The following is a 25,531-nucleotide window of genomic DNA, read 5'->3' as shown; positions in this document are numbered from 1 at the left end:
CATAACAAATTTATTAATTTTTCTACATTTACTAAATTCCTGCATACTATCTGGTCAAATAGGGAACGTGATTTAGTATGCATGAATCGAGGAGGGGTTTAATGAATCTCGAAGAATGGTTTCTAAAAGGCATAGACGCCCAAAGCTACGTGGAAGCTATGACCTGCCATAAAGAGGATCTTATTTATATTTATGAACACTTTCATATTGATGCTTCTGATCATCCATTATTTGAACAGCTTCAAAAAAGAAATTTACGGGCAATTATTATTACAGAAGACTGGTGTGGCGATGCCATGTTAAATATTCCTGTCTTTTTAAGGTTTGCAGAAGCAGGACATATTCACACACACTTCTTATTGAGGGATCAGAATACTGAATTAATGGACCAATATCTTACTAAAGATTCTCGTTCCATTCCAAAAATGATTATTATCAATACCCAGGGAGAAGAAGTCGCGACCTGGGGGCCGCGGGCACCTGAAGTTCAGGAATTTATTGATCAATCTATGGAGGGGCTGAAGAATAAAGAAACGGATGACTATGAAAGTAAGCAGAAGGAAATGCTGACATTCATAACGAAGGCCTACCGCAATAATCAGGACTTTTGGAATGCTGTCTATAATGATTTGAAAAAAACGTTGCAATATTAATGGTTTTGCTTGCCTCCCTGTTAGGCAAGTTTTTTTATGTTTGAATTCCTTAAGGAATACCCATAATGAAAGTAAAAAGAAGGGAGACGGCCATGCAGAATTGGATTCGCTTTTACTTTCGAATACCTATCTTTATGAGATTGCTCGGTACTGTTCTAATCTTAATGGGTTTATTTGGCTTGATCATACACCTTCTCGAACCATTAAGTTTTCCAACCATTTTCGACGGCATTTGGTGGGCGTTTGTGACAGGAGCTACAGTTGGGTATGGTGATTATGTTCCTCTTAGCCCGGCAGGAAAAATTACAGGGATCGTCCTCATTCTTTCAGGAGGAGGGCTGGTTACATTTTACATGGCTACTTTATCCGCAGCCACAGTAAAACATGAACAAGCTTTAAGCCGTGGGGAAGTTCCCTATAAAAACAACGGCCATCTCGTACTAATTGGCTGGAATGAAAGGACCCGTCAATTAATTGACATGGTACAGCAATATGAGTCGCAGGAAAAGATCGTATTGATCGACCGAACGATGAACGAATTTTATGAACGTCTCCCTCTCGTCCATTTTATTAAGGGAGATGCTTCCAACGAAGAAATATTAGAGAAAGCCAATGTGAAAGAAGCAAGGATAGCCGTAGTCACAGCTGATCCTTCGAAAAAGGAAGAACAAGCTGATCAATCCGTCATCCATCAAACCGTAGCCTTGAAGGGACACCATCCTCAGCTGTTTATCATCGCTGAAGTATTAACCGAGCGCCAAAAAATCAATGCTCAGCGTGCCGGAGCGAATACAGTTATTCGATCCAATGATTTTATGAGCAGCTTGTTTTACCACGAGTTATATAGAAATGAACCGGCTCAGCCTTTTCAACTGCTTCTTGATCTGCTCACTTCCTCTCAGTTTCACGAAGAAGAGCTCCCAGAAAAATTATTGGGAGAATCAATGATCAAGATTATGGAGCATTTCCTTAGCGAAAACCATTTAGTCATCGCTGTGAAGAAAGAAAAGGAGATTAATTTTCACATCCAGCTGAACATGCAATTGGAAAGAGGCGATCGGTTAATTGTGTTCACTCCGCTTAGAAGTTAATGCTTGTTCTACATTTTCAATCAGCTCTCGGCCTATGTTGACATAGCGTTCCGGGACGTGGCCATCTTTGTCTTTTGGTTCTTGGAATTGATCAAAAGCGGCTCGGAAGTTTCCCTCCCTGACATGATCATCTAAGCCATCCTGATAAATATGGGCAAGTAGAAAAGGTTCCTCCACTCTAACAAGTGAGCTGTCATAGGGACTATCCAAACTTCCAGCGGTGACGGAGAATGGTATTCTCAAAAAGTGATAACCATCCTGACTGTCAATTTTATAATCGAAATAGCCATGTTCATAATCCCAATTGTCAGAAAGCCTGAACCCTAATGGATGAAGCTCTTGCTCGATATCGCTAAATGCATATACTTCTCCTGTAATTGAAGATGATAGTGGAATCACATTCATCCCTCCTTTTAGTTATAGACTGCCCCATAAAAAAAACCTCAGATCATCCATTATATGGATGTCTGAGGAAAGGATTATAAGCGTTGCTCTAATTGCTTTTTCTCTTCTTCAAAACCTGGTTTCCCTAACAGGGCGAACATATTCTTCTTATATGCTTCGACCCCTGGCTGATCAAATGGATTAACTCCTAAAATATATCCACTAATTGCACATGCTTTCTCAAAAAAGTAGGCAAGATAACCAAATGTAAAGGAATCCCGTTTTGGAATATGAACAATTAGATTTGGCACTTGACCGTCCGTATGAGCAAGCATCGTGCCTTGGTATGCCTTTTCATTTACTTGATCAACAGTCTTTCCTGCTAAATAATTCAGTCCATCCAGGTTTTGTTCATCTTCCTCAATTTTCATGTCAGAGCTAGGTGATTCAACGTGAATAACTGTCTCAAACAGCTGCTTTCTGCCATCCTGAATGTATTGACCGAGAGAATGTAGATCCGTAGAAAAATTAGCAGAAGCAGGAAAGATTCCTTTTTGGTCTTTTCCTTCGCTTTCACCGAATAATTGTTTCCACCACTCAGAAAAATACTGTAATGATGGTTCATAATTAACCATCATTTCAATGGATCTTCCCTTATTATATAAAACATTTCTGACTGCTGCATACTGGTAAGCTGGGTTGTCTTTCAATTGTTCTGAGCCAAGCTCATTGCGGCTCTGCTGTGCTCCATTCATCATTTCGTCAATATCAATGCCACTCGCTGCAATAGGAAGCAGCCCAACCGCAGTCAATACAGAATAGCGGCCGCCAACATCATCAGGAACGACAAAGGTTTCATAGCCTTGTTCTGAAGCAAGGGTTTTAAGTGCCCCTTTTTCTTTGTCCGTAGTAGCATAAATACGATTTTTAGCTTCTTCTTTACCGTATTTGTCTTCGAGAAATTTACGGAATACACGGAACGCAATTGCAGGCTCCGTAGTTGTACCGCTTTTTGAAATCACATTTACTGAGACGTCTTTTCCTTCTAATACATCAAAGAGTTCGTTCATGTAAGGAGCACTAATGCTGTTGCCGACAAAGAATACTTGAGGTGTTTTTCTTTGTTCTGAGGCGAGTACATTATAAAAACTGTGGTTCAGCATTTCAATTGCTGCACGAGCACCAAGATAAGATCCGCCAATACCAATGACCAGCAGAACATCGGAATCCGATTTGATTTTTTCAGCTGCTTGCTTTATGCGGGTAAACTCTTCTTTATCATAATTTTCAGGAAGGTCGAGCCAGCCGAGAAAATCATTTCCCGCTCCCGTTCCCTCATGCAATGCCTGGTGCGCGAGGGAAACTGTACCCTGCATATATTCCAGTTCATGCTCTTCAAAGAATGGCAAAGCTTTTTCATAATCAAAACGAATATGTGTCATTAATTCTCCTCCATTTGTAAATAATTTAAGTAAGCCAATTTCACTTTATCGAAACCTCGTCAGCAAATCAAGAAAACAGAAGATTGTAACCGGATACAATTAAAAAAGAGACGCGGGATTTCCCCGCATCTCTACTAATAAAGTGTTATTTCGACATTTCTAGAATTTTTTCAACATCAGTTCCTTCAAGTTTAGTAAAATTGCCAAATGTTCCACGGTTCATGGAACGCTCAACAATCAAATCGAACTTATCTTCACCAATTTGGTAATCTGAAAGCGCGGATGGAGCACCAATTGATGACCAGAAGGAACGAAGGGCTGCAATACCTTCTTCCGCTGTTTGTCGATCTGTTTTTCCTTCCCTATTAACGCGGAAGACCTTTTCCGCCATTCGTGCAAAACGTTTTTCATCCACATCCAGGTTATGCGTCATCCAATTAGGAAACAGAATAGCAAGGCCACCAGCATGAGGGATATCGTACACTGCAGAAACGGCATGTTCAATATTATGGCTTCCCCAATCCCCGCGGTAGCCCATTTGAAGCATACCGTTTAATGCAATGGTACCAGCATAAAGGATCGTTTCACGGTGTTCATATGACTCCAGGTTTTCCAGTAATTTAGGAGCGGTATCAATCACAGCACGCAGTACACCTTCAACCATCTCATCTTGAACGATGGAATCAGTTGGGTTGTGAAAATATTGTTCAAATAAATGACTCATCATATCAACGATCCCATAAACAGTTTGGTCACGCGGGACCGTTATTGTGTTTTGAGGATCAAGTATGGAGAATTTAGGAAATGTATAAGGGGCATAACCCCACCCGTATTTTTCATTTGTTTCCCAATTCGTAATGACAGCTCCTGCGTTCATTTCAGAACCTGTAGCTGCCAGAGTGAGTACAGTACCAAAGGGAAGAGCGCCATCAGGGGTGGCTTTTTTCGTAACAAGATCCCACGCATCACCATCATATTTAGCACCGGCAGCAATAGTTTTTGAACAATCAATTACACTTCCACCGCCAACTGCTAAAATAAAATCAATGTTTTCACGCTTACACAGGTCCACACCTTCTCTTACAGTGCTTAACCTTGGGTTTGGTTCTACTCCTCCAAGTTCAGTTACTTCGACCTCTGCCTGCTGGAGCTGTTTAATCACCTGATCATAAAGACCATTCCGTTTTATACTTCCCCCTCCGTATACTAAAAGCACCTTGCTTGTGTTTTCAGGAAGTTCTGCCTGTAATTTTTCGACTTGGTTTTTACCGAAGATTAACTTTGTCGGATTTTGAAAAGTAAATGCATCCATCTTATTGCTCCTCTCATTTCCTGACTTTCGTTTAATATTATCTCGGAAATGCTTTCAGTTCTCAAAAATAATGCCTCATGTATATTTTTCTAACTATAGTTTAAGCTATGAGTGATTTATTACTAATACAGGAGGGTTAAAACATGAACTGGATTCAACGTACAGCTCTATTGCTGATTATCATCGGTGCCATCAACTGGGGATTAATTGGTTTATTCCAATATGACCTTGTTGCAGCGCTATTCGGTGGTGGAGAGCAAAGCGGAGCTTTCGCTCGTGTCATTTATACACTTGTAGGTATCAGTGGACTTATCGCAATTTCCCTTTACTTTTCGCCTGCAGCTGATTATGATGAAGCGACTGCAGAATCGACAAAGTAACCTGACAGTTTTGAAACAAAAAAACCCGGCAGCAGCTGCCGGGTTTTTCCTGCTAATTACGATATTTCTCACGATCATCTGATTGTTTGATCCAGTCTTCAAGCTTATCCTTCAACGTATTGAACCCAGCCGCAGATTCTTCCTGCTGCTTTGGTGCTGCCTGTTTGCGAGGACGGCTTTCTTTTTTTGGAGCTTCCTGAGTCGCCCGGATGGAAAGAGAATATTTATTGCTCTCTTCGTCAATGTTAAGAATCTTAACTTTTACTTCATCGCCTTCTGTTAGATGTTCGTTAATATCTTTAACAAACCCATGAGTGACTTCAGAAATATGGACAAGACCCTGTACTTGATCATCCAGGGCAACAAACGCTCCATAAGGTTGAATTCCTGTTACTTTTCCTTCTATTACTTGACCTTCTTGAAACTTATCTGACATGCTATACAACTCCTGATATATATTATTCGCTTCATTTCACGCAATTAATGATTTTACCACAGTTCAATTGAATTAGCAAAGCTTTCAAAGAAAATAAGTGCTTTAGTATGAAGCATCCACATACAATGTAAAGAATTGTGCTTAAATATTCAAAAACCTTTTAGATGGTGAACTTCTTCCCATGGTATAATTTAGAAAAGAGTGAAGGAGGAATGAAGATGTCTATTGGTGAGAATATTCGCAAATATCGTACTATGAAAAATTTTTCATTGGAAGACCTTGCATTAAAGGCAAGGATCGGAGTACATCGTCTCGAAAGCTATGAAAAAGACGAAGTGGAGCCTGAACTCGATACGATATTAAAGATTTCTACCGTGTTGGACATTCCTGCATCTGAATTAATGGAGTTTGAGAAAGAGGATCATCAAATCGACAAAGAGCTTGAAGATTTAATTTTTGCGATTGGAATTAAGCGCTCAAAACTCATTTTAAAGAAAGCAAAGGATTTCTCTGAACGTGATGTTTTAAAAGCTATGAATTTACTTTATGGATTAGAAACTGAAAAAAAATAAATTAATAGGTTTAGAAATATAGATTAAGGGTTATTACTAGTATTGTAAGACTTTCTCGTATTCCCCCTGTGTGAGCAAAGCGGATCGATCGCTTTGCTTTTTTTTTGCTTTTAAAACATAAACAGCATATTTCTCACCAAACATAAGATTCGATATGATAAGAAGAGATAATGAATAATGTTGGAGGGATCATGATGAGCCAATTTACTGAAGTAATTCCCCGCAGGGGCACACGCTCCGTCAAGTGGGACATGGCTGAAGAACTTTACCAGGACAAAGATGTCCTTCCTATGTGGGTAGCAGATATGGATTTTAAAACTCCACAAGCTGTTACAGAGGCCTTGCAGGAAAGGGTCTCCCACGGAATATTCGGCTACACGGTTGCCGATCATCTATTTAGGGATTATATCGTAAGCTGGCTGGAACGCCGACACGATTGGAAAGTGGATGGAGATTGGATTTCCTACAGCCCTGGAGTTATTCCTAGTTTGCATATGATTATTCAAGCACTGACTGAAAAAGCAGACGCCATATTAATTCAAACACCTGTTTATCCGCCGTTTTATTCGGTCGTCAACGAACACGAGCGAACTCTTGTAAAAAATCAGCTCAAGCTCGAGAACGATCAATACCGAATTGATTTTGAAGACTTTGAACAAAAGATTATTGAACATGAAGTGAAGGTATTTATTCTATGCAACCCTCATAATCCTGTCGGCAGGGTCTGGACAAAAGAAGAACTCATGAAGATGGGTGACATTTGTGTTAAACATAACGTAAAAATTATCGCTGATGAGATCCATGCAGATCTTGTTTTCAAACCAAATAAACACATTCCAATCGCCTCACTTTCCGAAGAAATGAAGAAGATGACGATTACTTGTCTTTCTCCTACTAAAACGTTTAATTTAGCAGGGCTTCAAGTATCTTATTTAGTTACCCCGGATAAATCTTTGCGAGAACCGGTCATGAACCAATTTAAACAACAGGGCATCCACATGTTAAACACACTCGGAATTACTGCTTTAGAAGCCGCTTATAAAGATGGAGATGACTGGCTTGAGGAATTGCTCGACACTTTAGAAGCTCATCGTGACTATGTAACTGAACGATTTGAAAAAGAAACAAAATCCATTCGAATTCTACCAGCTGAAGGAACCTACTTGCTTTGGATGGACTGCCGAAAACTTGGTTTTACACAAGCAGAACTCAAAAAATTCATGCAAAAAAATGCAAAAGTTGGTCTTAATGACGGCGCCTCCTTCGGTGAAGAAGGGAATGGATTTATGAGATTGAATATCGCTGCGCCTAAAGACCTGATTGTGGAAGGAACGAACCGGATAATCAATGCAGTTAAAGAAATAGAATAAATGAAGAGGCTGGGCCATGATTAATAGCATTCCCTCTTGAGACTAACATTGATGGGCAGGGATATTCCGGAACCACCGAAGGTTCGTGTTCACCAGTATAAAATGCGCGAATGCTTCAGCATGAACGGCACATCATACAAGTAGTCTTTGCTTCCTGAGGAGTGTACGCAGGTAAAGGAAGTTTGATTAAGACCTGCATCTCCTATGCTACCATCATCCCCTTAATCTGAGGAAGATTTTCTGGGGAAGAGGACATGCCTTCAGCTCATTGAAATTTGAAGATCATCTGCCATGAAAAATCCGAATGATGGTGAAATCTTATCCTAATAAGTTCACCTTCATTCGGATATTATTATGTCTGAAACACTATTTTCCCAGTTCTTTATATTTCTTATGAAAATAAGCGGAAGAAATTCCCTAAGATCTGCATGGGTTTTCATAAGATAATGACCTCTCCTGGTGTTATTTGCTTTTCTTTTGTTTCTCCATAGGTTCAGTTGGATCGCTTGTTTCATTCTGATCTGCATCTAATGTAATCTTAGCACAAGCGATTCTCTCTCCAGAATTTCCTGCGGGCTGTGTTAATCCATCATCGACTCCACTGTGAATCACCAGGGAAGTTCCCTCTTTACGAAGCAGTGACTTCTGACTGTCTTTTAAAGTAGCATCGCTGAGCATAAGCTCTGCTTGGGCCATTCCACTTGAATCCGCTTCGATATTAGGGAGATCTCCAGCATGTGCGCCTTCGGCATTCATTAACCCATGCTGCTTCGAGTCAGGATTAAAATGGTTGCCCGCACTGATAAAATCCGGCCCTTTACATTTTGAAAACTCATGGACATGGATCGCATGGGGCCCTGGATCTAAACCCTCGACCTTCACTTTCACCTGAACTCCTTCTGGCATTTCTTTTAAAGTAGCCGTGCCTATTTTGTCTCCAGCACCATTATAAAAAGATGACTCCAAAGGGGAACGCTGATCTGCATTACAACCACTTACCAATAAAATGAACATCAAAGCAGCCGTACGTATTTTCATGGAAAGCCTCCGTTCTGCGATTTCTTACGGTAGTTTTCCCAATATCTTAAGATTTATCAGCAGCGTACGGCATCAAAAAACCACGCTTTATATGAACTAAAAGCGTGGTCCAACTAATTCTTCTGCTCCTGATTTGCAGGTGTCTGATAATTTTCGTCTGACTTTCTTTCTTGTTTACGGGAAGCTTTCACAATGATATACATCGTGATCACTGCCCCCACCACAAATATTAATAAGGAAATTATGGCTGGAATATATTCTGACTTATCTTCCGGAAAGTACAAGAATTCCATCATAGAAGCATCACACCCTTCTTTCTGCTTTTATTATATCAAATATTCCCATGCAAAAGCACCCCTTGTTTATTTCTATAAGCTGATCTTCTCTGATACAATTAATAGTAGGAGGTGATTCTATGAGCCATTCACTTCAGCCGGGAGACCAGGTAAAGGCTCATTATAAATCAGGCATTTATCTAGGAGAAATTGTGGAAGATCGAAACCGCCATTATTTAGTTAAAGTACTCGCGGTCGATAAACATCCGATGCAAGGCGACTTACATAATCCTGGAAAAACAGAAGAAGTTTTTTTTCATCAAAGAAAGGCATTGAGTTTTCACGAAAAAGCCAATGTCCAGAAGGAAGCTGTACACCCTTATCATGATGAAATCCCTGATTATCAACAATCCTTAAAAGAATCAGTCGCCAAGCTGAAAGAGAAGCTGACAAGGCGGGAAACTGAATTTAACGCTCATGCTTTAAAACAGGTCCATGATCTGGAAAAACAATATTTCAATTAAAAACCCTTCCTACGTGAGAAGGGTTTTTTAATTGCCTGGCACTTTTAACCGCTTCTTCTTTTTTTCAGGTTTACCGTAGATCTTATTCGTAACGTTGGAAGCTTGTTCAAAGAGCAGCATGCCTATAAAAGCAGCTGCCACAATAAATAATCCGCTGAATACCTTCATCGTTCCTGTAGCGACACTTGCGATAACGACTGAGAACTCGCCTCTGGCACATAAGGAAAGTCCACCTCGAAGAGAAGCACGCTTAGACAGCCCAAACATCGGACCTCCCCAGACTCCTACTAATACTTTAGAAATGACTGACCAGAGAACGACTACTGCTAGCATCCAGGCCATAGGTACTCCATCCCCCAGCTTAATCGTAGTTCCGAAGTACACAAAAAACAAAGGAAGCATTAAATCCCTCACTGGGAAAACAGTTTGGTCTATCTTTTCAATTTTCCCTACCTCCGCCAGCATCATGCCCGCCAAAAATGCCCCCAGTACTTCAGAAAGACCGAGATATAAGGCTAGTCCACCATAAGCCAGAGCAATCCCGATGAGTAATGCAATTTTAAACTCTTCATCATCAATGCGGTCAAGGAAGGATTCAAAGCGTTTAAACAAAGTTTTTCCTAATAAAATAGCGAGCAAAGCAAGCCCGACGATTTTTCCGAATAAGATAAGGAACATGTATCCCGTAACTTCTTCACCCGAATGAATGCCAATAAGAATGGCAACAATTAACGGTGCAAAAAGATCTTCGAAAATAAGTATAGCAAGCATGAACTCCGTTTCTCTGTTCGCCATCCTGCCTCGGTCATCTAACAGCTTTGCGGTAATCGATGAGCTTGTGGCATAAGCTATCCCGCCAATAAGAAAACTTAAATATAAACTCAAGCCGAATAACAGTGCAATTCCGGTAGTGACGCCAAGGCTCAAGACAACATCAAGAAGTCCAGCAGGAAGAATCCGTTTAGCGATCCCACCCAGTCTGCTTATATTAAATTCAAGTCCAAGGAGGAAAAATAAGAGGACAATTCCTATTTCACTTGCAAAATGTAATAATTCGCTGTCGTCCATTAATTTTGTCAGCCCTATGCCAAGCAGGATAAATAAAATGACATTAGGAAACTTTATTTTTATACTCAAGAAACCTAAGTAGAAAATTAAAAGCAGGAGTAGTCCTGCTCCGAGCAGAGCTGGAATATCAGTAGGCACGGGGCATCATTCCTCTCCTTTGCACAAAGCGGACAAGCTGTCAATTTGATCTTGTTTTCCGATAGTCATAATGACATCTCCGGGCTGCAGCCGTGTGTCTGCTTCCGGTATAGCAATTGTTTCGTCTCCTTTTACGATTCCAATAATGGTCGCTCCTGTACGGTTTCTAATTTCAGACTCTTCAATAGTTTGATACGCGATACTCGACTTTTCTTTTAGTTCCACCCAATCAATAACAATTTGATTCTTGAAAATTTTTAACTTATCTGCATCTACAGGCTGGTAAGTCGCCCCGAGAAGCTGTGCACCTAATTCCCGGGTTTCATCAGAGGTTAAATCCATGGCAAAGTCAGCTTCTTCACTATCCGCATCTTCAAAGAAATAAAGCTCCCGCTTGCCAGTATGGTGCACAATTAAGACAAGCATGCTGTCTTCACCGGTAATTAATGATATTTTCTGGCCGATCCCAGGAAGTTTAGATATGGAAATATTCATACGAACACACCTTTCCGTTTCACTATTTTCCGTTCTTTTCTCCCGCTTAGCATTTGCACGGTTATGTTATTGTACCCTTCTTTTTCCGAAGGTGTGTTGGCAGGAGCCTGATCCCAGCAGTGTTTGTTTTCTTTCTTTCTGTATGGTAATTTAAAATAGCCTGAATATTACAAGGGGGTTTATGAAATGACAACACATATTGGAGCCAATCATGGAGACATTGCCGATAAAATCCTTTTACCCGGGGACCCGTTGAGAGCGAAATACATTGCCGAGAATTTTCTTGAAAACCCTGTATGTTATAACGAAGTCCGTGGTATGTACGGCTATACTGGTACATACAAAGGAGAACGCATCTCCGTCCAAGGTACTGGAATGGGTGTTCCTTCCATTTCCATTTATATTAATGAACTAATGGAAAGCTTTGATGTACAAAAACTAATTCGCGTTGGGACGTGCGGTGCCCTGCAAAAGGACGTTGAAGTCCGGGACGTGATTCTTGCTTCGACTTCAACTACAGATTCTCAAATGAACCGGATGGTATTTGGCGGGATAGATTTTGCCCCAACTGCTGATTTCGAGTTATTAAAAAATGCTTATGATTCCGGACTTGAAAAAGGATTAAAATTACGCGTTGGAAATGTCTTTACGAGTGACAGCTTTTATCGGGATAACGCTATGGATACTTTTAATCTGTTAGCTAATTATAATGTTCTCGCTGTTGAGATGGAGACTACTGCGCTTTATACACTAGCTGCCAAATTCGGACGGCAGGCCTTGTCCGTTTTGACCGTAAGCGACCACATCCTTACCGGACAGGAAACCTCTGCAGAAGAACGTCAGACTACTTTCAATGAGATGATTGAGGTTGCTCTTGAAGCTGCAGTTAAAGATTAAGTAAATTCAGAAATTGATCACCCGTTACTCTATATAGTAACGGGTTTCTTATGGTTTTGGAAAGATATTTACGATGTTCTTGACACTAATCATCAGCACCCGATCACCAATTCTCATGTAAATCAACCCCTTTGTACATTCCTCTAATTTCCCTATATACATATGATCAACCGTTTGTACAATCATATGAGTTCCTACCGCTTTAATTAGTTCTTGACTTAACGATGGCGTTGTTCTCAGTGTCTTCCTGTCAGGCTCATCTTTGTTCAGAAATACAGGCTGATCGATCATAACCACTTCCTCTGCGTCGTTCTTCCTTGTATCCTATACCGCTCCCAAAGAAAGTGTGCCTTTCTTCCCAAGACAAAAATGCACCCGGACTATGCCGGGTGCGTGTTATTCTTCATCCTTTATTTGAGAATATAAGCAGCTAACGTTTTAGCCATGACTCCAGTCGGGCCTTTTGGTCCTAAATCATGCGGGGAATCCGCTTCTGAAGTACCGGCAATATCAAGATGGATCCATGGAGTTTCTCCTGCAAATTCACCGATAAAAGCCCCACCCATAATAGGGTGTGCTTTTCTCGTGGGGGAATTATTCAAATCAGCAATATTGCTTTTTCTCACTTGAGCCTTGTAATCATCATTATAAGGCAGCTGCCAGATCGGTTCTCCCATAAATTCGCCCATTTTCTGGAGTTCCTTAAAGAATTCCTCATGATTCGTCATAGCCCCCGTCATCCAGGAGCCTAAAGCTGTCACCACTCCTCCTGTGAGTGTAGCTACGTCAATTAACCTGCTGGCCTTTCTTTGTTTGGCTAAAGTGATACCATCTGCAAGAGCTAACCTTCCTTCTGCATCGGTATTCAACACTTCAATTGTTTTCCCACTAAGCGAAGTAATGACGTCATCAGGCTTAAAAGCAGACCCTGATATCATGTTATCTGATGAAGGAATAACAGCAAGGACATTCTGCTTCGGTTTTAGACGGCCGATTGTCTCCATAGCTCCGAGTACTGCCGCTGCTCCACCCATATCCCCTTTCATGCCTGGCATACCTGTTTTAGATTTAATCGAGTAGCCTCCCGTGTCGTAGGTGATTCCTTTTCCTACAAACGCCGTAACATTGCTCCATTCAGGAAGTCCTTGATATTTTAACACGATAACCTTCGGAGGCTCAGCGGACCCTTGATTTACTGCTAGAAGTGCCCCCATCCCCATGTTTTCCATTTGGGATTTGTCGATCACTTCGATCTCCATCCCATAGTCTGCTGCAATGGTCTTCGCGTACTCAGCCATTTCGGAAGGAGTAAGCATATTTGCCGGCAGATGGACTAAATGTCTGGCCGAATTGATCCCTTCACCTATAGCGCGTCCTTTCTCAGCTGCGGAAAGAACACGATTCGCTTCTTCTGAACAAATCAGGGCCACTGATTCAATCTTCTCTGCATTTTTACGGTTATCCGTTTTAAAATGTTTAAGGGTGTACGTAGCAGTAGTTAGGGCTTCTGCCATTACTTCTGCACACTCCTCTGCAGGAATTACGGATTCAACATTCATTAAGGAAACGGCTGGCCGTGTAACCCCGTCTTTTTGAAGTTGTTTAAACAAAGCACCATAGGCTCTGCGGAACCGGTTACGGTCCAATTTCCCTGCCTGACCAAAACCTAGAAAGTAAATTTGTTTCGCGGGAATGTTACCAAAGCTCATCACCTTTGAGATTTCTTTATAATTCGTCGAAATATCCCCTGCTTTTATGTACTCCGCAAGTAATCCGTTAAACTTTTCATCAAGCTCGTCAAAAATGGTTTGATTGAGTTTATTTTCGGAAAATATTCCTACAATGAGAGCTTGATCTTGATCCATTACATTTTTTCTAATCTCATACATCTTTCCAACACCTCCACCGTTCTATTATACAGAAGTTGCTGTTTCTTTACTTCCTTTACGTGATTTACACGATTTTTCTAAGGACGTCAACTTTCTTCATGTGATATGATATACATACAAGCCACTACATACTTTCTAATGAATGGCGGATCGTTATCTCTTTATTAAATGGCTGAAAGGATGTCTTAATGCCGATGGATTTGCTGCATAATTTTCCCCTGTGGGCGTCAATCACCGCTATCTTCTTTGCTCAAATCGTAAAAGTTCCAATTCAATTTATCGCTTCAAGGGATTTCGTACCCGGTCTTGCTTTCAGCACCGGGGGTATGCCCAGCAGTCATTCTGCTGCTGTCACTGCACTTGCCACAGGCGTAGGGTTAGAACACGGCTTTGATTCGTCAGTATTTGCTGTCGCTTGTGTTTTTACTATTATCGTTATGTTCGATTCTACCGGAGTGCGCCGGCAGACAGGTGAACAAGCAATCATGCTTAATATTCTTTTAAAGGACTTTCAACGATTTGTAGATGAAGCAAAGGAATGGGGAAACAAAGAAGAGTTTCAAAAGAGAAAGGAATTAAAAGAATTATTGGGGCATCAGCCGATCGAAGTCTTTTTCGGAGGACTCACCGGAATTTTACTTTCTATTCTTCTGCACACTCTTATTTAGAAAAGAGAAAGCTTTCGTAACGGCATGGTTTTATGCCCAAAAGAAATAAGAGGAGCCTGAATTCAGGCTCCTCTTATTTCTTTTCTTTTAAAATTTGACTTCGGAAGACTTGCATCGCTTCATTATCATTAAGATGCTCGAGTTCTTCTTTAGTAAGGGAACCTTTCCCCTTTTTCACAACGTACACATTCAGCTTCTTTTTCCCCCAATTTTGGTACACAGCCTCAACTGTGGGGTAATAAAGATCAATCTTGTTTCCTTTAATCGCTGAGCCAGTATCTGCCACCACTCCATAGCCATAATCCGGTATGAATAGTACGGTACCTATCGGAAAAACCTTTGGATCTGCGGCAATTGTAGAATACAAGTCGCGTTTAACTGGAACCCCTGAAAATGTTATGCCATATTGCGGATGCTCTTTCGTTTTTCCCGTAGACTCTTTACCAGCTGTGTAACCTGTAGCCACTACTGTCTTCTTTGGGAATTGTGATAGATCCAGGCTATCAGAAAGAGATATAGATTCACTTACTGAAGAAGTCGGAACGGCCTTTCCACTGTTTGTTGTCTTTTCAGTCTGTGCTTTATCCCTTAATGCCATCGCACCTTGAAGAGAAGCGGCTTTAAAATCCCCAGACAACCAATCATCTAGATCCGTGATGGATAAATTAGAAAGGTTAGTAAGGGTACTATAAATAGATGCCACGATTAAACCGCTTATTAATAACTGGTTCGATTGGTTTTTCATGATCCTCACCTCTCGATGTCATCATGTCCAACCTATTACAATATTATTCAAAAAAAGGCTGCGCACGGCAGCCTTTGATTTGTTATTAAAACATTTGGTAACCGCTTTTACGAAGAAAGCGAATCACTAACCCTGCACCGATCGTACCGAGAAAGCCGCTTAATAAGATAAAAATATCAACAACCTGTAAATTTACCAGGTGTCCAAACACTTCAGGAAAAGCAAAGCCAGGATCAGTAAAGTACTGTGTAAATTTAAAGTCATCGACAATCAACAGTACAATAATGGGATACACATACGCGAGAAGCCATGATGAGCGAAGAATCATATTTAAGAGAAATGCTATTCCAAAAAACAAGACGAAAAACAGTACAATAGAAACGATAAACTGTACGATGTTCAATACGTTTCCCCCTATTACTTTCTATGTAAGACCTTTCATTATTTTATTATTCCTCCATAAAAAAAGCAAAGACAGCCAGGCTGTCTTTGCTAGTTAATCCCACTCTTAGAGATTTAGGAAATTAAGCTTTCCTTTTTTAAGCACAAGGCCTACTCCGCCTAGTTTCAGCAGATAGCGGTTGTCAATGACCTTTTTCATAGCAGATGCTGACCAGCCAAACAATTTTTTATCTCCAAATACTACCCCGATAGCATCCTTACTTCCTAAAGAAGCCACTGTTCCTTTAAGGTCAGGAGTGAAGGATTCGAGATGAGTATTGCCATGGATTAAACGCTTCAGATTAGCCGCAGTATTTTCTGCCATTTGAATAGCGATTTGGGCTGTCGGCGGATATGGGCGTTCTGTCTCTTCGTTGATCATTAAAGCACAATCTCCAATAATAAACACGTCATCGTATTCATTTGGACGAAGATCCTTGCGAACTTTTACCCGGCCGCGATTGCTTTCAAATCCTGCTTGTTCAATAAGAGAACTGCCTCGAACTCCGGCTGCCCATACAACAGTGTTTGTTGGAATTTCTTCACGCTGCTCATCTTTTTCATAGATAAGCTTGTCCTCTGTAACTTCCTTAATCATGGCACCAATTTTGAATTCCACACCTTTTGCTTCAAGGCGATTCATAGCATATTCCACAAGTTCCGGATCAAATCCCGGCAGTGCTGTTGGGGCTGCCTCTACAGTGATGATACGAACCTTTTCGCAAGGAATATCGTACTCCTTACACAGTTCAGGCACACGATTAGCAAGTTCCCCTGCAAATTCAATTCCTGTGAAACCTGCTCCACCGACTACAAGGTTCAAACGCTCCTGTTTCTTCTCAGTCTCATTATTGTATTTCGCAAAATTATATTCGATATGTTGACGGATCAAACGAGCCGTATTGATATTACTGATCGTAAAGGCGTTTTCCTTTAATCCGGTAATTCCGAATGTTTCAGCTTCAAACCCTAAACCGATGACGAGATAATCGTAATCAAGCTGTCCGTTTTCTAGTGTAATGGATTTTTGCTGAGGATCGATACCAGTAACCGTATCTTGAACAAAGTTAATCTTGCTTGTGTTGATGACATCTTTAATTTGAATACGCGTACGATCATGATGCAGCGTTCCAGCTGCGTTTTCATGAAGCCAGGTGGTTTGATAGTGATAGCTGTGCTTATTCACTAAAGTTACGTTTGCTTCGTTCACACCTAGACTTTTTTGAAGCTTTACTGCTGTAATTAGTCCAGCGTAACCAGCTCCAAGAATGACAATGTTAGGATTCTTCATGATTATCACTTCCATCTCCAAGTATTTAATTACCCAAAAGCTCATCTTTGTGACTGGTTTCACACACTTTCACATAAAAAAAAGCCTGTCAGATTGTAAAAGTATATGTCACAATATCGTAAAAAGTTTTTTCTAGTCTCCATCTTAGACCTTTTTTTACCTCTTTTCAACCCATAACTCATTTATCAGAAAAATGCCACTTTTCCATAGTTACGTAAAGGCTTTCATAACACATCATTCCCCTTGATTCTTTCATTTATGATAGAATAAACAAATGTAATTGATTTTAGAAATAGAGGTGAGATTTTTGAGCGATAAAGTTTATGATATCACTGTTATCGGTGGGGGTCCTGTCGGTCTTTTCACTGCTTTTTATGGCGGCATGAGGCAGGCTAGCGTGAAGATTATCGAAAGTCTACCACACCTGGGAGGGCAATTATCCGCTCTTTACCCAGAAAAATATATATTTGACGTAGCTGGTTTTCCAAGAGTCCGAGCTCAGGAATTAGTTGATAATTTGGAAGAACAGGCCATGGCTTTCGATCCAACGGTTGCCCTGGAACAATCCGTAGAAACCATTGAGCGTCTGGAGGATGATTCATTTAAGCTCACTACAGATAAAGAGGTTCATTATACAAGAACGATCATTATCACTGCAGGAAATGGTGCCTTCCAGCCACGAAAATTGAAAATGGAGGACACAGAGAAATTTGAGGATGCAAACCTCCATTATTTTGTCGATGATATGAACAAATTTGCCGGAAAAAACGTGATGATTTGCGGCGGTGGGGATTCTGCCGTAGACTGGGCTCTTATGCTTGAGCCTATAGCTAATCAGGTCACGATTGCTCATCGCCGTGATAAATTCCGTGCCCATGAGCATAGTGTAGAACAGCTGAAAAACTCAAATATAAATGTTCTGACTCCTTATACACCTGAAAAAATGATTGGACAAGAAGCGATCCGCCAAGTTGAACTTCACGAAGTAAAAGGCGACCATATCCAAACCATTGATGTGGATGATGTGATTGTTAACTATGGCTTCATTTCCTCTCTAGGTCCAATTAAAGATTGGGAACTGGAAATTGAAAAGAACAGCATTGTAGTAAATTCGAAAATGGAAACCAACATCAAAGGAATTTATGCAGCTGGAGACATTTGTACGTACCCAGGCAAAGTGAAGCTGATTGCCTCTGGGTTTGGGGAAGGCCCAACTGCGGTAAATAACGCCAAAGCTTATATGGACCCTACCGCCAGAGTTCAGCCTAAGCACTCAACCAGCATGTTTTCCTAATAAAAATGCAAGCCTGAATACTAACAAATTCTTTCTAATTAAAAATGCTGTTAAAGTCTGTCGTTGATCCTCACGAATCGTTTGCCGGTGGATGCTTGCCGCGGTCAGGGACTCCTGGTCAAGAAGATCACTTGACAAAGTGGCTCTTCGGCTCACACTGTTCCAGCAGGCGTTACCCCCGTTCCATTCTTCGCGGAATCAACAGAGACCAGTCTAAAAAGAGTCATTTTCTTTGATTTAGTAGAGAAAATGACTCTTTTTAATATTGAACAATGAAAAGTGAGGGATGCGATGTTAGACCGTCACTATCAAACGAATACTAATGCTCAAGAGCCGAAACCTCTCATCAATAGTATAAAAGAAGCCGCATTAGACGATTTTAATGTCCAATGCGGCTTCTTTTTTTAGAATAATCTCAAGCAGCTCTTCAGTAACCTCCAAAAGCTTGGTCGCTTATTTAAAGCTTTCGTTTTAGAAATGTATTATTTGTCTATTTCAGAACTTTTCGATTTGAAAGCTCCTGCCTGGTTTCTAGTTAATACATAATCTTTGACGTGCTGGGAAACATGGACACCACCGATCACATACACAAATGTTGTCAATAAATTTTTTGCGTTCTCGTCAATAGAACCGGTGGAAACATACTGATACATAGCAAATAAAAGCGTGATAAAAAAACCGATAATAATAGCACTAATTCTGCTTTCATCCGCCGATAAACTTTGAATAAAAAAATTTTTCATCAGGTCGTCCTCCCCTCTATTTACCATATGTCAGGGCAGGACGGTTTATTTCCGGGATCTAAATTAAAAAACCTCTTTTACGTTTTATGTAAAAGAGGAGGAATGAAATATTAACAATTCGGATCCGGTGTACCAGCGTTGGTAGCCGTTTTAAAAGAAGATCCGCAGCCGCAGGAAACGATAGCGTTAGGATTATCGATCGTAAATCCTCCGCCCATCATGTTCTGCTTAAAATCAATCGTTGTACCTTCAATGATTGGTACATCTTGTTTATGAATGACAACGGGAATACCGCTTGATTCTTCGATAACATCTAACTCTTCATTAATCTCATCTTCGAAGCCCATCGCATAAGACAATCCACTGCAACCTCCACCTTTTACTCCGAAGCGAAGCCGGACATTCTCTTTGTCCTCTTCCTTCAACATTTCCTTAATTTGGTGACTAGCCGCTTCTGTAATATTCAGAATCATCATGAGCCTCTCCTTTCTTTTGTTACTGTTAGTATACTAAGCGCTTGCTTGATTATCAAATATTGGATTCCAATACAATGGAAGATGGTCAAAAAAGCGGGTCAAAATAAAAGGACTTTTTCTCTAAAAAGAAAAAATCCTTAGCTTTACACCTTTAAAATTGGGGATTCTTCTCCAAGTGGTCATAAATGTTGTCAACTAGTTCTTCCGGAGTATCAGCCATAACTCGTTCACCTTCAACTAAGGCAAAGAGTCCGTAAGAACAAATACCACAATTACTTAAACAACCGTACTCTATAACATCAAGATCCGGATCCTTCTCAAGTTCCTCTTTTGCTGCCTGGGATCCGCTTGCTAAATTATTTATACAAAATTCAATCATTGGATTCATCCTCTTTCCTCCTTAATGAACCTGGATGAATCCCCACCAGTAAGTTTAACACATCCTACAATTTTATTCTCTACTTGCCAGGTCCTCCAACCCATGATTTTCTAACATTTGGTAAATACGTTTCAATCTTGGATTCCCTTCACCAGCTACCTCGTCTTCGATAACAATTAAGGGATAGAAACGTTCCTCATTCTCGATCTGCTGAATATATTGAAGGTGCTCTTCATCATACGGATCCTTTTCAAAGTCTATATACTGATAACAGACTCCTTCAGCACCATACTTTCTTGTAATTGCAGCCTGCAGCCACTCAAAGGTTTCCCTGGAACCAGGAGCGTTCACACAGCTGGGGCATTTTATATCTGCCCCATACACAGTTAATCGAATATCCTTCAAAGTCTCTTCCAACTCCTTTTTCAGTGTTCAAATTCACTGTTCTTATTTTACAAAAGAATAAAAAAAAGATAAAATGAAAATGGTTCTCAATAAATTAAATGTAAAGAGACAGGAATAGATTTTTTGTCGATTACCGTTTATAATGATGTTATAAGAAAGGGGAAGATTGAACATGCATGAACAAGTTCAGGAGGTACTTAATAAACTTCGCCCATTTTTACTTCGTGATGGCGGGGATGTTGAACTCGTAGACGTTGAAGATGGCATCGTACGCCTGCGCTTAATGGGTGCGTGCGGGAACTGCCCAAGTTCAACCATCACTCTAAAAGCAGGCATCGAACGCGCTTTATCTCAAGAAGTGCCTGGTATTTATGAAGTTGAGCAAGTATTTTAAATGATGAATGACTTATACTCCACCATCGCAGACAGCGATGGTGGATTTTTTACTTTTATGATACTGGAGTAATCGGCTCATTTCCTTCCAGCACTTCTTTGATATTGTCTAATGCGAGCTCCATCATTTTTACTCTCGTTTCCCGGCTTGCGGAACCAATATGAGGCAGACAGACGACTTGTGGAAGCTTCAGCAAGGGGTGTTCGGCTGAAATCGGTTCATTTTCAAATACATCCAGCCCTGCAGCTTTTATTTGACCGTCCTCAAGCGCGTCGTATAAGGCTTGTTCGTCGACAAGCCCACCTCTTGATGCATTGATGAAAATCGCGTCAGACTTCATTTTCTCAAAAGCTTGTTTTCCAAACATTTTCTGCGTTTCCTTCGTTAAAGGAGCCAGGCAAACGACATAATCTGAAGCTTCAAGCAGATGTTCAAATGAAGTGTAAGTTGCGCCAAATTTTTCCTCAGCTTCCGGCTTACGTGAGCGGTTGTGATAAAGAATGTTCATGTCAAAACCCATCGTTCTTTTGGCTACCGTTTCTCCAATTCTTCCCATTCCAACAATCCCAATCGTTTTGTGGTGAATGTCTCTTCCCGCCATAAGAAGAGGTGACCAATGATTCCAGTTTCCATTTTTAATGTATTGTTCCCCTTCTACAATTCTTCTTGCCGTTGCCATTAACAACCCAAACGTTAAATCCGCTGTAGTATCTGTTAACACATCAGGAGTATTCGTAACTGTAACCTGATGCTCTCTCGCAGCGTCCAAATCGATGTTGTCGTATCCTACAGCTAAGTTAGCGACAACCTTCAGCTTTCCTGCGTTAGCAAAAAGAGAGGCATCCAGCTTTTCTGTCAACATAGTCAGCACTGCATCAGCTTTTGACGCTTTAGATTGAAGCGTTGCCTTATCCACCGGCTCTTCCTCCTCCGGCCACATCTCAATTTGGAAATATTGGCGATAAGGATCAATAATTTCATCCGGCAGCTTTCTAGTTATAAAGATGTGTGGTTTGTCCATATGTATCTCCTCCACTTTTAGAATAGTTTCAGTTTACCTTCCCATTTCTTATTATAAACCTCTGACTTGATTCCACATCCTTAAATTATTGATATAATAGAAAGAACCCACTTCGTTTGTAATTTTATGAGTAGGGTAGATTATAGGATGGTTAGTACTTTAGGGAGGCTTGGAACTATGGAAAAAAACAGGAAAATGTCCTCACTTGAAAAAACGGCAAGAGAATGGCTTACAGACCGGGGTGTCACCGTAGATGACATGGCAGAACTCGTACATTACCTCCAATCCAACTATCATGAGAACTTAACGTTGGAAGATTGTCGTTTTAACGTCAATCAAGTGTTAAAGAAACGAGAGGTACAAAATGCAATTCTCACAGGAATTCAATTAGATAAATTAGCGGAACAGAAGCAATTAGAGGAACCTCTGCAAGCAACCATTGCAGCTGATGAAGGGCTCTATGGAGTAGACGAGATCATCGCTTTTTCTATTGTAAATGTTTATGGTTCCATTGGATTTACGAATTATGGATATATTGATAAACAAAAACCTGGAATTCTAAAAAAATTAAATGATAAATCGACCGGTGAATGCCATACTTTTTTAGATGATATAGTAGGAGCCATTGCCGCAGCAGCTTCAAGCAGGCTTGCCCATAGTGCTGTTGGAGAAGAAGATGAGGAAGACGTTTAATCCGCGCTAAACCAGCGCGGATTTTTAATTTTCTGAAACCTGTAGAAATTTAGTACGTATGTAGGATATAGTAGTAAATGAACCAGATTGGGAAAGGATGGATGATTATGGATTTTTTTAGGAAGAAGTGGGTGTGGCTGGCTCCACTTCTAATCGTATTAATTGGGATCTCCTTATTGTTCATAAGAAACTATAAGGAAGTCACTGAACCCCCAGAAAAGGACTGGAGCAGGGAAATTGGTCTTGGAACTACTCCCTATAGTTCCCTTCCTTCCGTTAATTCAATGGAAGACGGAAAAACCTCCATTTCACTTCTCACGCATGAAGGCGCCGTGGAAAAAATATATAATGATGAGTTTAATAAGGTTGATGAACATACATACGATATTCCAGTAGACAAATTCACCAGCATATATTTACATGACAATAATCTTATCTACTCCAATTATTACTCGATATTTGATGGGAGAACGAATAAGAAAATAACAGAAACCGACGGGTTTCATCCACTAAGAAATCAAATTATTTACCAAAAGGAAAACGAGTTGTTCACTTTAAACCCTAAAACCTCTGCCTCAGAGAAGCTCCTGGATTTAGAACATGAAAACACGGATATATATTCTTTTCAAGGAGAAGAAAACACTTACCTGTTATTAAATAATCTTGTTGATAACAGCCATGTTTTAACCTTTTACAAGCTGAGTAATAAAGGTCCTGAAAAGATGGGAACTTCCCATTTTCAACTGGAGGATTCTCTAGTTGCCAAAGATATACAATTTGCAGTACATGACGATACGTATGATTTATTAGTAAAAGCTCTGCAAAAGCAAAGCATGTCCGGTTCTCCAACTGAAACGTATTTCTTTGCAGAAAGCTCCTTTTCCAGCAGCCCGCCCGAGTTAAAGCCATTAACTTTTCAAGATCCCCATGGGGATGGAGCTTTAAAGGAGCTCGGCGACATACAAATGAGAATAGAAAATAATCATCCAGAGTTACTTTTCAAAGCATTTGGTGCTACTGCAACCCGATACAATGAACCAAGACAGTTTAATATTTATCAGGCGAGCATAGAAGCACAAAACATAGCAAAAGTCACCAGGCTTAGTAACACTCCAAACCTTTCCGAAAAACCACAATGGGTAAATGAAGAAGATGTCATCTGGCTTGATAAGAAAGGAGATCAAAAATCCCTTTTTCTCTCTTCCGGACACCAGGACATGATTGATAAAGCCGCTGCCGTCCATACCAGGAATTTAGTCTCGGCTTTAGGTAAGACTGCAGGTATGCTTTCCTACAGCCTTTTCACACTAATTATCGCGGGTCTATGGTTTATATGGCCGCTGCTTTTCATTATCATCATGATGTTTTCAAACAATCGTGGCTTCGATAATGACCGTCCGTGGATTTTTTATACTGGAGCCTTTATCTATCTGGCAGCCTCTCTCGTTTTCAAAAACCGTTTATTTACAAATGGCGTGTTGGATCGTGCCCCGGATTACTTAAGTTTTACTGGCAGCTCGTTCATCTATCTGCTGGGATTTGGACTTCTGACTTACGGAATTTTAATGTTCGGCGTCAAGATGAGAGACTGGTCCATGTCGATTCGGATTGCTTATTTTGTAGGGATCCATTTAATGTTTGTTATGGTATTTTTCGGACCCTATCTCTTGTAATATTAAAGAACCCGCTCGTAAAGAGCGGGTTCTTTAACTTAACCATTCCTGTAAGGTCTTTACTTTATACGTGGGCTGCTTCGGGTAGGCACTTATTTCCTCAAAGCGATGGACACCTGTTTCCACCATCAATGTATCCATTTCTGCGTTAATACCCGCCAAAATATCTGTATCATAATTGTCCCCGATCATTAACACTTCGTCCTTTGAAAGGTTCATTTTAGCTAAAGCTTGCTCCATGATTTCCGCATGAGGCTTACCAATAAATACAGCTTCCACTCCTGTACTTACAGACACGACAGAAGTAAATGCCCCATTTCCAGGCAGCATGCCTCTTTCGGTGGGAATCGCCACATCTCCATTGGTACTTAAAAGCGCTGCACCCTCCCTGACGTTTAAGCATGCTTTTGACAGCTTTTCATAAGAGATTTCTCTGTCAATACCAATGACAACGTAGTCAGCCCCTGCATCGACTAATTCTAAGCCTTGATCCTGTAAGGCCTGAACCAGTCCTTCTTCTCCAACAGCAAAGACTTTGGCGTTGGCATGATGGCGGGCTATGTAGGAAGCAGTCGCCATGCTTGTCGTAAACACGTCTTCTGGATAAGCTTCAATCCCCATATCCATTAATTTAGCAGCTACTTGTTCTTGTTTACGCGATGAATTATTGGTCAAAAAAAGAAGTGGGAGCTGATGTTTCCTAAGGTATTGAACAAATTCTGCTGCACCTTCCACTCTCTCTGTACCTCTATACATGGTTCCATCAAGGTCAATAAAATAAGCCTGATAATTCTTCATCTTTCCATAACTCCTTTATCCCATAAAAAAAGCCCGTGTTCTACACGGCTTTATTCATGAATGACATCACTTATTATTTCCCTATTCCTTATTCGAAAAAGCCGACACAGGACCAAGTTCGTCGTTTAAATATGTCTTGATTTTTTCTGGGAACTGCCAGACAGTGGTCCGGTGCTTTTTCCATACATCAATTAACGACTGATGATTGACAGCCAAGTAGCCTTGCACTACTTCTTTCCTTAATTGAATAAATTGCTTATAGCTGTCCTCTTGGTCATAAGGAAGAACTTTTTCATCAAGAAGAATATCAATGATATCATGATAACTGCCAGGATCGCGCATAATAAATCCATCGATCATCATATTTCCAACGTCGATAATCGTTTCAGCCGTGATGTGACTAATCCGCTCCAGCACTAAATAATCAGCATAATTTTGAAAGGAAAGCTCTTCAAATTGTTCCATTATTTTTTCCATATGGTTGAGAATTTCTTCAATTTTCTGCCGGTCTACAAAATACATGATAACTCCTCCAGTAATGCTCAT

33 protein-coding genes are annotated in these 25,531 nt (G+C 40.5%); 12 read left to right on the top strand and 21 right to left on the bottom strand.

The features are described 5' to 3' along the window. Positions 1-101 precede the first annotated feature (101 nt). Both MUN89_RS09220 and MUN89_RS09215 read left to right on the top strand, forming a co-directional pair. Entirely contained in the window at positions 102-653 is a 552-nt protein-coding gene (locus tag MUN89_RS09220) for a thioredoxin family protein (RefSeq protein ID WP_244713078.1), read from the top strand. 65 nt (positions 654-718) lie between these two features. Further along, on the top strand, positions 719-1,744 hold the full coding sequence (locus MUN89_RS09215; protein ID WP_244713076.1) for a potassium channel family protein: 1,026 nt from the start codon (positions 719-721) through the stop codon (positions 1,742-1,744). Here MUN89_RS09215 and MUN89_RS09210 read toward each other — a convergent pair. From MUN89_RS09210 to MUN89_RS09200, 3 genes are all read right to left on the bottom strand, one after another. Continuing rightward, on the bottom strand, positions 1,715-2,149 hold the full coding sequence (locus tag MUN89_RS09210; RefSeq protein WP_396266086.1) for a YugN-like family protein: 435 nt from the start codon (positions 2,147-2,149) through the stop codon (positions 1,715-1,717). The genes MUN89_RS09215 and MUN89_RS09210 overlap by 30 nt on opposite strands. Positions 2,150-2,223: 74 nt before the next feature. Further along, entirely contained in the window at positions 2,224-3,570 is a 1,347-nt protein-coding gene (locus MUN89_RS09205; protein WP_244713072.1) for a glucose-6-phosphate isomerase, read from the bottom strand. A gap of 145 nt (positions 3,571-3,715) precedes the next feature. Further along, a complete protein-coding gene (locus MUN89_RS09200) occupies positions 3,716-4,882 on the bottom strand; it encodes an iron-containing alcohol dehydrogenase (RefSeq protein WP_244713070.1) in 1,167 nt (388 codons plus the stop codon). A gap of 143 nt (positions 4,883-5,025) precedes the next feature. Between MUN89_RS09200 and MUN89_RS09195 the strand changes: the two genes are divergently transcribed. Next, the gene (locus MUN89_RS09195) at positions 5,026-5,262 is read left to right on the top strand and encodes a DUF378 domain-containing protein (protein ID WP_244713068.1); all 237 of its coding nucleotides are present in this window, start codon (positions 5,026-5,028) and stop codon (positions 5,260-5,262) included. A gap of 52 nt (positions 5,263-5,314) precedes the next feature. Here the strand turns inward: MUN89_RS09195 and yugI are convergent, their stop codons facing one another. After that, positions 5,315-5,698 (bottom strand): S1 domain-containing post-transcriptional regulator GSP13, encoded by a 384-nt coding sequence (yugI, locus tag MUN89_RS09190; protein ID WP_244713066.1) that lies wholly within the window; start codon positions 5,696-5,698, stop codon positions 5,315-5,317. A 218-nt stretch (positions 5,699-5,916) separates the two neighbouring features. On the opposite strand from yugI, the gene MUN89_RS09185 reads away from it, so the two are divergent. Both MUN89_RS09185 and MUN89_RS09180 read left to right on the top strand, forming a co-directional pair. Continuing rightward, positions 5,917-6,270 (top strand): helix-turn-helix domain-containing protein, encoded by a 354-nt coding sequence (locus MUN89_RS09185; RefSeq protein ID WP_244713064.1) that lies wholly within the window; start codon positions 5,917-5,919, stop codon positions 6,268-6,270. Between the two features lie 170 nt (positions 6,271-6,440). Further along, positions 6,441-7,640, top strand: coding sequence for a MalY/PatB family protein (locus MUN89_RS09180; protein ID WP_318036128.1), 1,200 nt, complete (start codon positions 6,441-6,443; stop codon positions 7,638-7,640). A gap of 462 nt (positions 7,641-8,102) precedes the next feature. Here MUN89_RS09180 and MUN89_RS09175 read toward each other — a convergent pair whose 3' ends face one another. After that, a complete protein-coding gene (locus MUN89_RS09175; protein WP_244713062.1) occupies positions 8,103-8,678 on the bottom strand; it encodes a superoxide dismutase family protein in 576 nt (191 codons plus the stop codon). A 113-nt stretch (positions 8,679-8,791) separates the two neighbouring features. After that, positions 8,792-8,974, bottom strand: a complete 183-nt coding sequence (locus tag MUN89_RS09170; RefSeq protein WP_244713060.1) for a hypothetical protein — start codon at positions 8,972-8,974, stop codon at positions 8,792-8,794. A 119-nt stretch (positions 8,975-9,093) separates the two neighbouring features. On the opposite strand from MUN89_RS09170, the gene MUN89_RS09165 reads away from it, so the two are divergent. Next, positions 9,094-9,477 carry a kinase-associated lipoprotein KapB gene (locus tag MUN89_RS09165; protein WP_244713059.1) on the top strand — a complete coding sequence of 128 codons (384 nt, stop codon included), beginning with the start codon at positions 9,094-9,096 and terminating at the stop codon, positions 9,475-9,477. A gap of 27 nt (positions 9,478-9,504) precedes the next feature. On the opposite strand, the gene MUN89_RS09160 is transcribed toward MUN89_RS09165, so the two are convergent. Together MUN89_RS09160 and MUN89_RS09155 are read right to left on the bottom strand one after the other, a co-directional pair. After that, entirely contained in the window at positions 9,505-10,683 is a 1,179-nt protein-coding gene (locus MUN89_RS09160; protein WP_244713057.1) for a cation:proton antiporter, read from the bottom strand. A 6-nt stretch (positions 10,684-10,689) separates the two neighbouring features. Next, positions 10,690-11,178, bottom strand: coding sequence for a cation:proton antiporter regulatory subunit (locus MUN89_RS09155; RefSeq protein WP_244713055.1), 489 nt, complete (start codon positions 11,176-11,178; stop codon positions 10,690-10,692). A 186-nt stretch (positions 11,179-11,364) separates the two neighbouring features. Between MUN89_RS09155 and deoD the strand changes: the two genes are divergently transcribed. Then, a complete protein-coding gene (gene deoD, locus MUN89_RS09150) occupies positions 11,365-12,075 on the top strand; it encodes a purine-nucleoside phosphorylase (protein WP_244713053.1) in 711 nt (236 codons plus the stop codon). 48 nt (positions 12,076-12,123) lie between these two features. Here the strand turns inward: deoD and MUN89_RS09145 are convergent, their stop codons facing one another. Together MUN89_RS09145 and MUN89_RS09140 are read right to left on the bottom strand one after the other, a co-directional pair. Continuing rightward, positions 12,124-12,366 (bottom strand): hypothetical protein, encoded by a 243-nt coding sequence (locus MUN89_RS09145; RefSeq protein WP_244713051.1) that lies wholly within the window; start codon positions 12,364-12,366, stop codon positions 12,124-12,126. Between the two features lie 119 nt (positions 12,367-12,485). Then, positions 12,486-13,964, bottom strand: a complete 1,479-nt coding sequence (locus MUN89_RS09140; protein WP_244713050.1) for a leucyl aminopeptidase — start codon at positions 13,962-13,964, stop codon at positions 12,486-12,488. 194 nt (positions 13,965-14,158) lie between these two features. On the opposite strand from MUN89_RS09140, the gene MUN89_RS09135 reads away from it, so the two are divergent. Further along, positions 14,159-14,632 (top strand): divergent PAP2 family protein, encoded by a 474-nt coding sequence (locus MUN89_RS09135; RefSeq protein ID WP_244713670.1) that lies wholly within the window; start codon positions 14,159-14,161, stop codon positions 14,630-14,632. 73 nt (positions 14,633-14,705) lie between these two features. Here the strand turns inward: MUN89_RS09135 and MUN89_RS09130 are convergent, their stop codons facing one another. From MUN89_RS09130 to MUN89_RS09120, 3 genes are all read right to left on the bottom strand, one after another. Then, positions 14,706-15,377, bottom strand: coding sequence for a 3D domain-containing protein (locus MUN89_RS09130; RefSeq protein WP_244713049.1), 672 nt, complete (start codon positions 15,375-15,377; stop codon positions 14,706-14,708). A gap of 85 nt (positions 15,378-15,462) precedes the next feature. Beyond that, a complete protein-coding gene (locus MUN89_RS09125) occupies positions 15,463-15,780 on the bottom strand; it encodes a YuiB family protein (protein ID WP_244713048.1) in 318 nt (105 codons plus the stop codon). 105 nt (positions 15,781-15,885) lie between these two features. After that, positions 15,886-17,109 carry an NAD(P)/FAD-dependent oxidoreductase gene (locus tag MUN89_RS09120; protein WP_244713047.1) on the bottom strand — a complete coding sequence of 408 codons (1,224 nt, stop codon included), beginning with the start codon at positions 17,107-17,109 and terminating at the stop codon, positions 15,886-15,888. 307 nt (positions 17,110-17,416) lie between these two features. Here MUN89_RS09120 and MUN89_RS09115 point away from each other — a divergent pair, with 307 nt between their 5' ends. Next, entirely contained in the window at positions 17,417-18,403 is a 987-nt protein-coding gene (locus MUN89_RS09115; protein WP_244713046.1) for an NAD(P)/FAD-dependent oxidoreductase, read from the top strand. Here MUN89_RS09115 and MUN89_RS09110 read toward each other — a convergent pair. The 5 genes from MUN89_RS09110 to MUN89_RS09090 form a co-directional block, all read right to left on the bottom strand. Continuing rightward, on the bottom strand, positions 18,383-18,559 hold the full coding sequence (locus MUN89_RS09110) for a hypothetical protein (RefSeq protein ID WP_244713045.1): 177 nt from the start codon (positions 18,557-18,559) through the stop codon (positions 18,383-18,385). The two genes, MUN89_RS09115 and MUN89_RS09110, sit on opposite strands and share 21 nt — an antisense overlap. 326 nt (positions 18,560-18,885) lie before the next feature. After that, the gene (locus MUN89_RS09105) at positions 18,886-19,146 is read right to left on the bottom strand and encodes a hypothetical protein (protein ID WP_244713044.1); all 261 of its coding nucleotides are present in this window, start codon (positions 19,144-19,146) and stop codon (positions 18,886-18,888) included. A 110-nt stretch (positions 19,147-19,256) separates the two neighbouring features. Further along, complete coding sequence (locus MUN89_RS09100; RefSeq protein ID WP_244713667.1) at positions 19,257-19,619, bottom strand: HesB/IscA family protein; 363 nt, start codon at positions 19,617-19,619, stop codon at positions 19,257-19,259. A 154-nt stretch (positions 19,620-19,773) separates the two neighbouring features. Beyond that, positions 19,774-20,010 carry a YuzB family protein gene (locus tag MUN89_RS09095; RefSeq protein ID WP_244713043.1) on the bottom strand — a complete coding sequence of 79 codons (237 nt, stop codon included), beginning with the start codon at positions 20,008-20,010 and terminating at the stop codon, positions 19,774-19,776. Positions 20,011-20,073: 63 nt separating this feature from the next. Next, entirely contained in the window at positions 20,074-20,418 is a 345-nt protein-coding gene (locus tag MUN89_RS09090) for a YuzD family protein (RefSeq protein ID WP_244713041.1), read from the bottom strand. Between the two features lie 160 nt (positions 20,419-20,578). Between MUN89_RS09090 and MUN89_RS09085 the strand changes: the two genes are divergently transcribed. Then, on the top strand, positions 20,579-20,800 hold the full coding sequence (locus MUN89_RS09085; RefSeq protein ID WP_244713039.1) for a NifU family protein: 222 nt from the start codon (positions 20,579-20,581) through the stop codon (positions 20,798-20,800). 55 nt (positions 20,801-20,855) lie between these two features. Here the strand turns inward: MUN89_RS09085 and MUN89_RS09080 are convergent, their stop codons facing one another. Further along, positions 20,856-21,821, bottom strand: a complete 966-nt coding sequence (locus MUN89_RS09080) for a 2-hydroxyacid dehydrogenase (RefSeq protein ID WP_244713037.1) — start codon at positions 21,819-21,821, stop codon at positions 20,856-20,858. Positions 21,822-21,998: 177 nt separating this feature from the next. Here MUN89_RS09080 and MUN89_RS09075 point away from each other — a divergent pair, with 177 nt between their 5' ends. Both MUN89_RS09075 and MUN89_RS09070 read left to right on the top strand, forming a co-directional pair. Then, positions 21,999-22,514: a phosphatidylglycerophosphatase A family protein gene (locus tag MUN89_RS09075; RefSeq protein ID WP_244713036.1), complete on the top strand. Its 516-nt coding sequence runs from the start codon at positions 21,999-22,001 to the stop codon at positions 22,512-22,514. A 107-nt stretch (positions 22,515-22,621) separates the two neighbouring features. Continuing rightward, complete coding sequence (locus MUN89_RS09070; protein ID WP_244713035.1) at positions 22,622-24,187, top strand: hypothetical protein; 1,566 nt, start codon at positions 22,622-22,624, stop codon at positions 24,185-24,187. 33 nt (positions 24,188-24,220) lie between these two features. On the opposite strand, the gene MUN89_RS09065 is transcribed toward MUN89_RS09070, so the two are convergent. Beyond that, positions 24,221-24,985 carry a TIGR01457 family HAD-type hydrolase gene (locus MUN89_RS09065; protein WP_244713034.1) on the bottom strand — a complete coding sequence of 255 codons (765 nt, stop codon included), beginning with the start codon at positions 24,983-24,985 and terminating at the stop codon, positions 24,221-24,223. Positions 24,986-25,066: 81 nt separating this feature from the next. Continuing rightward, positions 25,067-25,507, bottom strand: a complete 441-nt coding sequence (locus tag MUN89_RS09060) for a DUF86 domain-containing protein (protein ID WP_244713033.1) — start codon at positions 25,505-25,507, stop codon at positions 25,067-25,069. Positions 25,508-25,531: the final 24 nt, after the last annotated feature.

Source organism: Halobacillus salinarum (assembly GCF_022919095.1).
Lineage (GTDB): Bacteria > Bacillota > Bacilli > Bacillales > Halobacillaceae > Halobacillus_B > Halobacillus_B salinarum.
The sequence above is the reverse complement of the archived record's forward strand: the minus strand, read 5'-3'. Positions and strand labels throughout refer to the sequence as shown.